Origin of the sequence: Blautia sp. HCP3S3_H10_2, assembly GCF_052122375.1 — a bacterium.
Taxonomy (GTDB): Bacteria; Bacillota; Clostridia; order Lachnospirales; family Lachnospiraceae; genus Blautia_A.
Genome location: NZ_JBQKCL010000011.1, coordinates 40,121 through 52,974, shown reverse-complemented (window position 1 = coordinate 52,974; position 12,854 = coordinate 40,121). Strand labels below are relative to the sequence as shown.

The following is a 12,854-nucleotide window of genomic DNA, read 5'->3' as shown; positions in this document are numbered from 1 at the left end:
TGAACAGTTACCCAAATATTAACACTATATGGAGGTTAGAGTACCTATGGAAATGAATATGGGCAAATTCAGTGAGAAACTGGTGGAGCTTCTGGAACTTGCAAAAAAGAAGAAAAATGTACTGGAATATCAGGAAATCAGTGACTTTTTCAAAGACCAGCCGCTGGATGCAGAGCAGATGGACAAGATCTTTGATTTTCTTGAGACCAGTGGTGTAGATGTACTCCGTATCACAGATAATAATACAGATGACCTGATGCTGGATGATGATGTGGATATTGATGGTCTGGACGAAGAGGAAGAGGTAGAACTGGACAAGATCGATCTTTCAGTTCCAGAAGGCGTCAGCATTGAAGATCCGGTCCGCATGTATCTGAAAGAGATTGGAAAAGTGCCGCTTCTTTCTGCTGAAGAAGAAATCGAACTTGCCAAAAGAATGGAACAGGGAGACGAGAATGCCAAGAAGCGCCTGGCAGAGGCCAACCTTCGTCTGGTTGTCAGCATTGCAAAGCGTTATGTGGGACGTGGAATGCTTTTCCTTGATCTGATCCAGGAAGGAAATCTGGGTCTTATCAAAGCCGTTGAGAAATTTGATTACCGCAAGGGTTATAAGTTCAGTACTTATGCAACCTGGTGGATTCGTCAGGCTATCACAAGAGCCATTGCAGACCAGGCACGTACCATCCGTATCCCGGTTCATATGGTTGAGACCATCAACAAGCTGATCCGCGTTTCCAGACAGTTACTGCAGGAGCTTGGACGTGAACCTACTCCGGAAGAAATCGCAGAGGAGATGGATATGCCGGTTGACCGTGTCCGTGAGATCCTGAAGATTTCCCAGGAGCCGGTTTCCCTGGAAACTCCTATCGGTGAGGAAGAGGACAGCCATCTTGGCGATTTCATCCAGGATGACAATGTTCCGGTGCCGGCTGATTCAGCCGCATTTACCCTTTTGAAGGAGCAGCTTGTGGAGGTTCTTGGAACCCTGACTGAGAGAGAGCAGAAGGTTCTCCGTCTTCGTTTCGGACTTGATGATGGACGTGCCAGAACTCTTGAGGAGGTTGGTAAAGAATTTAACGTTACCAGAGAGCGTATCCGTCAGATCGAGGCCAAGGCTCTTAGAAAACTCCGTCATCCAAGCCGCAGCCGCAAGCTGAAGGATTATCTGGATTAAGGAGAGGGCTATGCAGTTATCCTTACGATTATCTGCGATCGCAGATATGGTGACAGAAGGAAACCGGCTGGTAGATGTGGGATGTGATCATGGATATTTGCCGGTCTACCTGATACAGCAGAAAAAAATTCCATCCGCCATTGCAATGGATGTACGAAAAGGTCCTCTTTCCAGGGCACAGGAGCATATCCGGCAGTATGGACTGGAGGAATACATACAGACCCGGCTTTCAGACGGACTTGTAAGCCTGGAAGCCGGGGAGGGTGACACGCTTGTAATTGCAGGTATGGGCGGTCCCCTTATGGAAAGGATTCTCACAGATGGACAGTCTGTGAGAGATTCTTTTTCTGAACTGATTTTACAGCCGCAGTCTGATATTCCTCATTTCCGCAGATATATCCAGTCCCAGGGCTGGGGGATCGTGGAAGAGAAAATGGTGGAAGAGGATGGGAAATTTTATCCTATGATGCGTGTGGTAAGAGGGAATGCAGAGGAAAGCTTGGATTTTGGCGACAGGCAAAAAGAAGAATCAGGAGAATTCGTGTCAGGTAAAAGGAATGGAAGCAAACAGACGCGATCCGAAATGCAGGATACTCCCTACACGCTTCAGGAAGCCTTTGGCAAATATCTTCTTCAGGAAAAGAATCCTGTGCTGTACCGCTATCTTTTGCGGGAAGCACGTATCCGTACAGAAATTCTGAAACAGCTGGAAGCAGCAGAAAAAACAGACAGGGAAAAGAAAGAAAATTCCGGAGAAAGCCGTGCTGCTGCGTTAGCTGCACGTGTTTCACAGGTAAGGGAGGAGGCGCAGCTGATCACAGCTGCTTTGGCAGAATATGAGAGTAAATGAACTGACCAGCTGGCTGGAAGCACAGTTTCCGGCTAAAGTTGCAGAAGACTGGGACAATGTAGGACTTCTTACCGGGGATGATGAAAACCAGGTGAACCATGTTTTTCTCGCCCTTGACCTGACAGAAGAGGTGTTGGAAGAAGCCATAGAAGCGGGTGCGGATATGATCGTCACCCATCATCCCATGATTTTTTCAGGAATTAAGAAAATCAATAACCACAGCTTTACCGGACGGAAGATCATAAGCCTTGTGCGCCATGGAATTTCTTATTATGCTATGCATACCAATTACGACATTCTTGGAATGGCAGATTTAAGTGCCAGATATCTGGAATTGACGGATACGAAGGTGCTGAGTGTTACAGGAGAAAAAGAAGGAGAACCTATCGGATTCGGACGTGTGGGAAATCTGCCTTGTGAGATGACATTAAAGGAGTATGCCCTTCTGGTGAAAAAGAATCTGAAGCTTTCCGATGTGAAGGTATACGGTGAGCTGGGTCAGATGGTGAAAACAGCAGCTGTGTGTACCGGCTCCGGTAAAAGCATGATCCAGGATGTGCTGGCAGCAGGGGCTGATGTGTATGTGACAGGTGATATTGATCATCATACAGGAATTGATACGGTTGCACAGGGGCTTGCAATTATTGATGCGGGACATTATGGTACGGAATATATTTTTATGGAAGATATGAAAAAAAGGCTTGAGAAGGCATTCCCGGAGCTTACATTCAGTTGTGCGAAGGTGAGGTCTCCGTATACCTTATTATAATTAATGATGTCAGGGTCAAAAGCTTTATCGTGCAAGCACGAACAGCTTTCTGACCTTTTGACCCTGGCATCATAATAATTTCAGAATGTGATTTATGGTTAACCTAGGTGGTCTTTGTGACCGGAAAGAGAGGTTTTATGGATCATACAGTGAAACTTACAATTAATGGGGAAAGCAAAGAATTTCCCATGGGAATTACCTACAAAGAAGTTGTAAAAGATTATGAAAAAACCAGTCCGGCTCCCATCATTCTTGTGATCGCAGGTGGCAAGATCCGTGAACTTCATAAGAAAGCAGAGAAGGACGGGGAAGTGCAGCTGGTGACAACCAGAGACAGTATTGGAAATAAAACCTATAAACGGACTGCATGCCTGGTACTTTTAAAAGCAATCTATGATCTTGCAGGTAAGGAAAAAGTAGAGAAGGTAGTACTTCACTATTCGGTTGGAAGTGGCTTCTATTTTACGATAGAAGGGGAACAGAAAACCGATCAGGCGTTCCTTGACCAGGTGAAAAAGAGGATGACTGAGCTGGTAGAGCAGAAAATTCCTGTGAAGAAGCGTAGTGTGGGAACGGATGAAGCCATTGCTATTTTCCATCATCACAAAATGTATGACAAGGAGAAGCTGTTCCGTTACCGCAGAGTTTCCAAGGTGAATATTTACAGCATAGAGAATTTTGAGGATTATTTCTATGGGGCGATGGCTTATGACACCAGCTATGTGCCATATTTTGACCTGAAGCTTTATGACGAAGGCTTTGTTCTCATGCTTCCAGATGCGAAGGCTCCAGATGTGATTCCGGAATTTAAACCTCAGGACAAAATATTCCAGGTGCAGAAGGATTCGGAAGAATGGGGAAAGAAACTGGATATTTCCACAGTTGGGGAGCTGAACGACCAGATCACTTCCCAGGGAATCCAGAAAATCCTTCTTATGCAGGAGGCGATGCAGGAGTCACGGATTGCCAGAATAGCAGAGCAGATCGCGGAATCAGGGAATAAGAAATTTGTCATGATCGCGGGCCCGTCCTCATCTGGTAAGACTACGTTTTCCCATAGATTGTCGATCCAGCTGGCAGCACATGGAATGAAGCCACACCCCATTGCAGTGGACAATTATTTTGTGAACAGGGAACACACCCCGCTGGATGAATTTGGGGAAAAGGATTACGAATGCCTGGAAGCCATTGATGTGGAGCAGTTCAATAAGGATATGCTTGCTCTGTTAAAGGGGGAGCGTGTAGAACTGCCAGTGTTTAATTTTAAAACAGGGCAGAGAGAATATAAGGGTGATTTTCTTCAGCTTGGAAAAGAAGATATTCTGGTTATAGAGGGTATTCATGGGCTGAATGATAAATTAAGCTATGCACTTCCAAGGGAGAGTAAGTTTAAAATTTATATCAGCGCTTTAACCCAGCTGAATATTGATGAGCATAATCGAATCCCTACTACAGACGGCAGACTGATCCGCAGGATTGTCCGTGATGCAAGGACAAGAGGTACCTCTGCCAAGGAGACCATTGCCAGATGGCCTTCTGTAAGACGAGGGGAAGAGAAAAATATCTTTCCATATCAGGAAGAGGCAGATGTAATGTTTAATTCAGCCTTGATCTATGAGCTGGCATGCCTGAAGGTATATGCAGAACCGTTGCTTTTCGGGATTTCCAAGGAAGATCCGGAGTATCTGGAGGCAAACCGGCTGCTGAAATTCTTTGATTATTTTGTTCCGGTGCCAAGCGAGGAAGTGCCGAATAATTCGTTGCTTCGGGAATTTATCGGGGGAAGCTGCTTTAATACCTGAATTCCTAAAATTTAAAGCTTTACATCTGAAAGCAATAATGTTAAAATAGCACTTGCGCAAGCAGGCCAGGTGATCGCGGCTGGACAGACGAAAGGGTTCAGACGAGGAAAGTCCGGGCTTCATAGGGCAGGATGCCGGATAACGTCCGGTGGAGGTGACTCCCAGACCAGTGCAACAGAAATAAACCGCCATGGTTTCCATGGTAAGGGTGGAAAGGCAGTGTAAGAGACTACCGCCGTCCTGGTAACAGGCCGGGCACATGTAAACTCCATTCGAAGCAAGACCGAGAAGAAAGCGATACGGCTGCCCGTCGTGCTTTCAGGTGGGTCGCTTGAGCCTTCTGGTAACGGAAGGTCTAGACAGATGATCACTCAACGACATAACCCGGCTTATCGGTCTGCTTGTGCAATAAAGTGAATAGAAGAACGGAATTGTTTGGTCTGACTGAGCAGTTCCTTTTTTTATGTAATAGGAATTTTGATAGAAAAAGTCCTATAGAAGCAGGGTAAAACAAACTTCTATAGGACAAAATATCATTATTGTTATAAAATTGGTTGCTTCTGCGACCTTTGTTTTCTAAGGAATATTTATGTCTACGGCCGCTATATTCTAATGATTATTTATTTCTGTGACCTCTATATTTCTCTTCACAGTATTTACATCTGTAAACTTCATTCTCCTCATCTGCAAGAACAAAAATCTGATCCAGTCCCTGCTCGATGGAAGTGATGCAACGTGGATTCTTACACTTGATCACGTTTACCACCTGCTTTGGAAGACGAAGCTCTTTTTTCTCAACGATCTGCTCGTCCTTGATGATATTTACAGTGATGTTGTGATCGATGAAGCCGAGGATATCAAGATCCAGGTCTTCAATAGGGCATTCTACTTTGATGATGTCTTTCTTTCCCATTTTATTGCTCTTTGCGTTCTTGATGATCGCAACGGTGCAGTCCAGCTGATCCAGCTTCAGGTCGTGATAAATGGTCATGGCCTTGCCGGCTTTAATATGGTCTAATACGTAACCTTCACGAAGTGCTCCAACATTTAACATGGCAGTTCCACCTCCAATAATGTAAGAATCAGGGCCATACGGACATATACACCGTACTGTACCTGTTTGAAATAGGCAGCTCTCGGGTCTTTGTCAACTTCAACCGCAATTTCGTTTACACGAGGAAGCGGATGCAGGATGTACATGTCGTCCTTTGCAAGGGAAAGCTTCTGATTGTCCAGTATGTAGAAATCTTTCATACGGACGTAATCCTCTTCGTTGAAGAAACGCTCCTTTTGAACACGAGTCATGTAAAGGATGTCGAGATCCGGAATTGCATCTTCCAGACGCTCAACCTCTACGAACTCAATGTTGTTCTTTTTCAGCACATCCTCGCGGATATAGCTTGGAATACGAAGCTCTTCCGGAGAAATCAGTACGAATTTTACATTCTGGTAACGTACCAGCGCCTCGATCAGGGAATGTACCGTACGGCCAAATTTCAGATCTCCGCACAGACCGATAGTAAGGTTGTCAAGACGACCTTTCAAAGAACGGATGGTAAGTAAGTCTGTAAGAGTCTGGGTGGGATGCTGATGACCGCCGTCTCCGGCGTTGATAACGGGAATATTAGAAACCATAGAAGCTACCAGCGGAGCACCCTCTTTCGGATGACGCATAGCACAGATATCTGCATAACAGGAAACAACACGAATGGTATCGGCAACAGTTTCGCCTTTGGCTGCGGAACTGGAATCTGCGGATGAGAAACCAAGAACCTTGCCGCCAAGGTTCATCATAGCAGCTTCAAAACTGAGACGGGTACGGGTACTTGGCTCATAGAAAAGAGTGGCAAGACGTTTGTCGTCGCAGGTATGTGCATATTTTTTGGGGTTTTTCTCAATATCGCTGGCAAGATCCAGAATCTTTTCAAGCTCCGGAACACTAAGGTCCAGCGGACTCATCAAGTGTCTCATGATATACCTCCATTTTTGAGTGTGGTTTTATAGTTCAAAATCTCTTCGACCTATCATATACTACTTGTGATGATTTTTCAAGAAGATTTTGTAAGTATTTTTTCGAAAAATAAACCGGTGAAAAACCAGACTGGCAGGTAGTCAAGACGGATAATGCCTTTGTACTGGTGCGGGGCAGCAGAATAATCCCAGGGGCACATGTGAAATGCCTGTAAAACAGAACCGCTGGTAAATTCGCCCAGATAAAAGCCGGCGGTATAAAGGAAGCCCCGCAGGAGCATGGGGAGTTTTTTTAACTTTTTATATGCAGGCAGGATCAGGGCTGCGCAGCCATAAATAGGAAACATAAGAAGGGAGGTAGTTCCTTTCATGGCGATATCTCCCTGAAGCAGGGAATGGAGCCCGGTCCAGAGAATTTCCAGGCACCATCCGGTAAAACCGCAAAAAAGAAAAGGGTGTTTTTTCATATACGTGGCCTCCTTGTGGAAAAATTTATTAGCAGATGATAGTAATTATTTGCCTGCTGTTCAAAGATAACATCATTTGCCGAAAAGTTAAAATTAGCATTCCCGTTCTTGCTAAATATATGCCGCAAGCGTATAATGGAAGAAATATGCAAGGCGTAGTAAATGAAATCATACAAACGAGGAGTTTTATTATGAATTATGAGGAGTGCCGGGCCTATATTGAGGATTCGGCGAAATACGGTTCTGTACTTGGACTTGATAATATGCGTGAAATGCTTGGGAGACTGGGCAATCCGCAGGATGAACTGTCCTGTGTACATGTAGCGGGAACCAATGGAAAAGGCTCTGTGATCGCATATTTATATACCACTCTTACAGAGGCGGGGTACCGTGTTGGCAGATATATCTCTCCCACGCTGTATTCCTACAGAGAACGTCTGGAGATTGCCGGAGAGAGAATCTCCAGGGAAAAGTTTGCCAGACATGTTACCAGGATTGCACAGATAATCGGGGAAATGACCCAGGCAGGTCTTGCTCATCCCACACCTTTCGAGATTGAGACTGCGGCAGCATTTTTATACTTTAAGGAAGAAAAATGTGATCTGGTCCTTCTGGAAACAGGAATGGGCGGAAATCTGGACGCCACCAATATTATTAAGAATACGAAATTGGCTGTACTGGTTTCTATCAGTATGGATCATATGTCGTTTCTTGGAAACACGCTTGGAGAGATTGCACAGAAGAAAGCTGGTATCATCAAGCCTGGCTGTCATGTGGTGACCACCAGGCAGAAACCGGAAGCTTTCCAGGTGATCGCAGAGGTGTGCGAAAAAACAGGTGTGCCCTGCCGGGTAGCAGACCCGGATGAGGCAGTTCTGGAAGAGGAAAGTGTATTCGGACAGAAATTTTCCTATAAGGGAGAAACGTTTGAACTTTCTCTTGCAGGAGTCTACCAGAAAGAAAATGCAGTTCTGGCGCTGAATGCGCTGGAAGAACTGGATAAGCTGGGATGGCATACCACGTTGAAACAGCGCAGGGAAGGACTGGCACATACAATCTGGAATGGCCGCTTTACTGTTATTTGTAAGAAGCCGCTTTTCATCGTGGATGGAGCTCACAATGCCGGTGCTGCAGACAAAATGGCAGAGTCTATCCGGCATTATTTTAAAGGGAAAAGGCTGATCTATATTATGGGTGTTTTTGCGGACAAAGAATACGAAATAGTCCTTGAAAAAACAGCGCATTTTGCAGAGAAAATCTTTACCATAGAGACTCCGGATAATCCGCGGGCACTGCCGGCAGAAGAACTGGCAAAAGCAGCAAGGAAATATAATGCAAGCGCTCAGAGTACAAGCAGCATTCAGGATGCGGTAGAGAAAGCTTTTGCTTATGCAGGTTCTGATGAGAACAGCGCGATCCTGGCATTTGGTTCCCTTTCCTTTATTGGTGCACTGACAAGTGAGGTTGAAAGCGCGCGGAACAAAAGAGATAAATCAAAATATACGAATTTGTGAGGAAATAATATGACAGATTTGCAGGAATGCAGACGAAAAATAGATGAAATAGATAACCAGATGGTGGAGCTTTTTGAGAAACGGATGAAGGTCTGTGAGGAGGTTGCAGAGTATAAGATCCGCACAGGCAAGAAGGTTCTGGACCCGGAAAGGGAACATGCCAAATTAGAAGAAATCCGTAAAAAAGCACATGGGGAATTCAATGAACTTGGTGCTCAGGAGCTTTTCCAGCAGATCATGGCAATCAGCAGGAAGAGGCAGTATCAGCTTCTCACAGAGCACGGTCCCAAGGAAGAGGAAGACTTCCAGATGGTAGAGCGGCTTCCCAGAAATAATGTGACAGTTGTTTTTCAGGGAGTGGAAGGTGCTTACAGCTATGGAGCTATGCGGGCGTATTTTGAGAATGAAATTAAAAGCTACCATGTGAAAACATTCCGGGACGCTATGGAAGAGGTGGCAGCAGGGAAAGCGGATTATGCAGTTCTTCCTATTGAAAATTCTACAGCAGGTATTGTGGCAGATATTTACGATCTGCTGACAGAATATAAGTTATATATTGTAGGAGAACAGGTATTGAAAGTAGAGCATGTGCTTCTGGGACTGCTGGAAGCGGAGCTTTCCGACATTTCCTGTGTCTATTCCCACCCACAGGGACTTGCGCAGTGCAAGGCTTATCTGGAAGAGCATAGCCAGTGGAAGAGCATTGCGGTAGGTAACACTGCAGCTGCTGCAAAGAAAGTCAGCGAGGAGCAGGATAAGTCCCATGCAGCCATTGCCAGCAGGGACGCCGGGGAGTTTTATAATCTGAAGGTACTGGCAGAAAATATCTGCAGAAATGACCGCAATGTAACCAGATTTATCATCCTGGCGAAGAAGCCTGTTTATGAAAATAACAGCTCCAAGATCAGCGTTTGCTTTGAGGCGCGCCATGAAAGCGGAACCTTGTACAATGTTCTTTCGCATATGATCTACAATGGGCTGAACATGACTAAGATTGAATCCCGCCCAATCGTGGGAAAAACCTGGGAGTATCGGTTCTTCGTGGATTTCGAGGGAAATTTACGTGACAGCGCTGTGAAAAATGCCCTCCGTGGAATGGAAGCGGAGACAAGTTATCTGCGGATTCTGGGGAATTACTAGAGTGTGTTTAAAAACACATTTCACAGAAAGAAAAAATACAAAAAATTAAAATGAATTTTATCTGTATTTTACTTGAAAAAGATATTATAAAAAGGCTGATGTCAAGCATGATGATCATAATACAAAGACAGAATGCCTTTTAATTCTATTCCCTTGTGTATCGCAAGAGAAAATATTCTGTGATCAGTAGATACAGATTGATAAATGCTACATAGAATTGAGAGGAAACAAAAATGGCAAGAACAGAAGAATGTATCCTTTACCGTGATTTTGAAAACGGTGAGATACTGGAAACAATGACATCGCTGATGAACAGCTATGAGGCTGGTGAAGAAGGTTTAAGTAATCGTAAGGAAGAGTTTTTCCATATGGCAGGAAGCCTGGTGGAAATGGCAGGAATGTATGGATTTTCCGGAAATCTGTGGCACAATTATCTGACACAGCTTCTGGTAAATCACGAGAACGCATTCAGCACTGCTTCCGAGATCAGAGGAGCAGTAGAGGGCAGTATCAATCACCTGGCACTGCATGATTTCGGGATTTTTAAAGAACTCTATGATTATGATCTTGCTGTTTTTGACAAGGTTTTTGGAACAGACTGTACAGATTTTATCTGCAATTATGTAAATACAGGCTGTAACAGCAAAGTGTATAATCAGCGGATCTGTGACCGGATCTGCGACATGAGCAAAAGACTGGCAGAGGCTTCCACAGTGGAAGAATTTATGGCAGATATGGTGCAGTTTTACAAGGATTTTGGCGTAGGAAAGCTGGGCCTTAACAAGGCATTCCGTATCGAACATGGCAAGGATGGCAAGCCGGTGATCGCGCCTATCACCAGAATCGCACATGTAAATCTGGATGATCTGGTTGGATACGAGATTCCCAAGCAGAAGCTGATCGAGAATACAGAAGCCTTTGTAAGAGGAAGAAAAGCCAATAACTGTCTCCTTTTTGGTGACGCAGGAACAGGTAAATCTTCCAGTATCAAGGGAATCCTGAACCGGTATTATGATGAGGGACTTCGTATCATCGAGGTGTACAAGCATCAGTTCCAGGATCTGAATGATGTGATCGCACAGATCAAGAACCGTAACTACAAATTTATTCTTTATATGGACGATCTTTCCTTTGAGGAATTTGAGATCGAATATAAATATCTGAAAGCAGTGATCGAGGGTGGTCTGGAGAAAAAGCCGGATAATATCCTGATCTATGCCACCAGCAACAGACGCCATCTTGTACGCGAGAAATCCGGAGATAAGCTGGAGGTGGCAGATGACGAAGATCTGCATTCCTCCGATACCGTACAGGAGAAGCTTTCCCTGGTTTACCGTTTCGGTGTCCGTATCTATTTTGGTGCGCCGAACAAGAAGGAATTTCAGAATATTGTTACCACTCTGGCAGAACGCTATGGCGTTACCATGCCAACAGAGGAACTTCTTATGCAGGCAAATGCCTGGGAGCTTTCTCATGGCGGCCTGACAGGAAGAACTGCACAGCAGTTTATTGACCATATATTGGGTACGAGTGAAGAGAAGTGATATAAACAGAAGATAAGCTGCTGCAGTCAGATATAAGTGTCCGTGGCAGCCAAAAACTGACAGGAAGGAGAAAGGTATGGCAGTAACAACATTTGCGGCAATTGATATCAGTTCCTACGAGATCAGCATGAAAATTTTTGAATTTTCCAAAAAGAGCGGATTTCGGACAGTGGATGATATCCGGTACCGCCTGAATCTTGGAGTGGGGGTATACTCTGGCGGAACAATGGAAGTGGACAAGGTTGATACGATCTGTGATGTGCTGAATGATTTCAAGCGGATCATGGCGGAATACGGAGTGAAGGAATACCGTGCCTGCACCACCAGTGTTTTCCGGGAGATGAAGAATCCGATCATTATCATTGAGCAGATTTATAGAAGAACCGGAATCCATGTAGAAGTACTTAGCAATGCAGAGCAGCATTTCCTGGGATACAAATCGATTGCAGCTATCGAGAATGGCTTCAAGAAAATGATCCAGAAGGGAACTGCCATCCTGGATGTAGGTGGAGGAAACCTGCAGATTTCCCTGTTTGATAAAGATGCCCTTGTTACTACACAGAGCATGAAAATGGGAAGCGTGCGTATTCGTCAGAGGCTGAAGGAACTGGAGAAAACAAACACTAACTACGCACAGCTGGTAGAGGAATTTATCCGTAACGACCTGACTGGCTTTAAGCGTCTGTATCTGAAAGACCGGGATATCAAAAATGTGATCCTGATGGGAGATTTCCTTACAGAAACTATTTTCCGTGAGGAGAGACAGGACAATATCATCACAAAGGCAGAGTTTGTAAAGCGTTACGAAAAGACTGTTTATAAGACCGAAGAGGCACTGGCAGAGGAAATGGATATCGATCCGGAATACGCCACCCTGATCGTGCCGACCATGGTTATCTGTAAGGACTTTATGGATCTTTTCAATGCAGAGGCTTTGTGGATGCCTGGCGTTTCTTTATTGGATGGAATTGCCTATGATTTTGGCGAAAAGAATAATTTCATCAAGAGTGCACACAATTTTGAAAATGATATTCTGGTGGCATCACATAATATTGCAAAGAGGTTTTCCACTGGAAAAGAACATATCAAGGGAACCACAGATCTGGCATTGTCAATTTTTGACAGTATGAAGAAGGTGCACGGAATGGGTGACAGAGAGCGTCTGCTTCTGCAGATTGCCGTACAGCTTCATGACTGTGGAAAATATATCAGCATGGGAGATGTGGCAGAATGTTCTTACCAGATCATTATGGCTACGGAGATTATCGGACTTTCCACAGAAGAGCGTCAGATCATAGCAAATGCTGTACGTTATAATACCACGGAATTTGTTTATTATCAGGAAATTGCCGGGGAAATCGGAATGGACCGTTCGGTATATCTTCTTATTGCGAAGCTGACGGCTATTCTTCGTATTGCCAACGCCATGGACCGCAGCCATTATCAGAAGGTAAAGAATATGAAGGCTCTTTTGAAAGATCAGACCCTGTTTTTGACAGTGGACTCTGACCAGGATATTTCCCTTGAGCTTGGCCTTCTGAAGGATAAGGTTGAATTTTTTGAAGAGGTATTTGGTATCCGTCTGGTACTCAGGCGTAAGAGAAAAATGTGAGGAGGGGCACA

The 12,854-nt window shown here is 44.7% G+C and carries 11 protein-coding genes and 1 other RNA gene; 9 read left to right on the top strand and 3 right to left on the bottom strand.

Features of this window, described 5'->3' with window-relative positions; all coding sequences use genetic code 11:
• Positions 1 to 46: 46 nt before the first annotated feature.
• The 5 genes from rpoD to rnpB all read left to right on the top strand — a co-directional run bounded on the left by rpoD (position 47) and on the right by rnpB (position 5,003).
• Complete coding sequence (rpoD, locus tag ACTQWB_RS12760; protein ID WP_441501990.1) at positions 47 to 1,174, top strand: RNA polymerase sigma factor RpoD; 1,128 nt, start codon at positions 47 to 49, stop codon at positions 1,172 to 1,174.
• Between the two features lie 10 nt (positions 1,175 to 1,184).
• Entirely contained in the window at positions 1,185 to 2,024 is an 840-nt protein-coding gene (locus tag ACTQWB_RS12755; protein ID WP_441501991.1) for a class I SAM-dependent methyltransferase, read from the top strand.
• The gene (locus ACTQWB_RS12750; protein WP_441501992.1) at positions 2,011 to 2,793 is read left to right on the top strand and encodes a Nif3-like dinuclear metal center hexameric protein; all 783 of its coding nucleotides are present in this window, start codon (positions 2,011 to 2,013) and stop codon (positions 2,791 to 2,793) included. Before ACTQWB_RS12755 ends, ACTQWB_RS12750 begins: the two co-directional genes overlap by 14 nt.
• 137 nt (positions 2,794 to 2,930) lie before the next feature.
• On the top strand, positions 2,931 to 4,595 hold the full coding sequence (locus ACTQWB_RS12745; RefSeq protein WP_441501993.1) for a nucleoside kinase: 1,665 nt from the start codon (positions 2,931 to 2,933) through the stop codon (positions 4,593 to 4,595).
• A gap of 57 nt (positions 4,596 to 4,652) precedes the next feature.
• Positions 4,653 to 5,003, top strand: an RNA gene (gene rnpB, locus ACTQWB_RS12740) — RNase P RNA component class A.
• Between the two features lie 208 nt (positions 5,004 to 5,211).
• Here the strand turns inward: rnpB and ACTQWB_RS12735 are convergent.
• The 3 genes from ACTQWB_RS12735 to ACTQWB_RS12725 form a co-directional block, all read right to left on the bottom strand.
• Complete coding sequence (locus tag ACTQWB_RS12735; RefSeq protein ID WP_441501994.1) at positions 5,212 to 5,649, bottom strand: aspartate carbamoyltransferase regulatory subunit; 438 nt, start codon at positions 5,647 to 5,649, stop codon at positions 5,212 to 5,214.
• Complete coding sequence (gene pyrB, locus ACTQWB_RS12730) at positions 5,643 to 6,566, bottom strand: aspartate carbamoyltransferase (protein WP_441501995.1); 924 nt, start codon at positions 6,564 to 6,566, stop codon at positions 5,643 to 5,645. Before pyrB ends, ACTQWB_RS12735 begins: the two co-directional genes overlap by 7 nt.
• Positions 6,567 to 6,643: 77 nt before the next feature.
• Positions 6,644 to 7,033 carry a putative ABC transporter permease gene (locus ACTQWB_RS12725; RefSeq protein WP_441501996.1) on the bottom strand — a complete coding sequence of 130 codons (390 nt, stop codon included), beginning with the start codon at positions 7,031 to 7,033 and terminating at the stop codon, positions 6,644 to 6,646.
• Positions 7,034 to 7,224: 191 nt separating this feature from the next.
• On the opposite strand from ACTQWB_RS12725, the gene ACTQWB_RS12720 reads away from it, so the two are divergent.
• From ACTQWB_RS12720 to ACTQWB_RS12705, 4 genes are all read left to right on the top strand, one after another.
• Positions 7,225 to 8,547, top strand: coding sequence for a bifunctional folylpolyglutamate synthase/dihydrofolate synthase (locus ACTQWB_RS12720; protein WP_441501997.1), 1,323 nt, complete (start codon positions 7,225 to 7,227; stop codon positions 8,545 to 8,547).
• A gap of 9 nt (positions 8,548 to 8,556) precedes the next feature.
• On the top strand, positions 8,557 to 9,687 hold the full coding sequence (gene pheA / locus ACTQWB_RS12715; RefSeq protein WP_441501998.1) for a prephenate dehydratase: 1,131 nt from the start codon (positions 8,557 to 8,559) through the stop codon (positions 9,685 to 9,687).
• A 233-nt stretch (positions 9,688 to 9,920) separates the two neighbouring features.
• Positions 9,921 to 11,231: an ATP-binding protein gene (locus ACTQWB_RS12710; RefSeq protein ID WP_441501999.1), complete on the top strand. Its 1,311-nt coding sequence runs from the start codon at positions 9,921 to 9,923 to the stop codon at positions 11,229 to 11,231.
• A gap of 76 nt (positions 11,232 to 11,307) precedes the next feature.
• On the top strand, positions 11,308 to 12,843 hold the full coding sequence (locus tag ACTQWB_RS12705) for a Ppx/GppA phosphatase family protein (protein WP_441502000.1): 1,536 nt from the start codon (positions 11,308 to 11,310) through the stop codon (positions 12,841 to 12,843).
• The last annotated feature ends 11 nt before the right edge of the window (positions 12,844 to 12,854 follow it).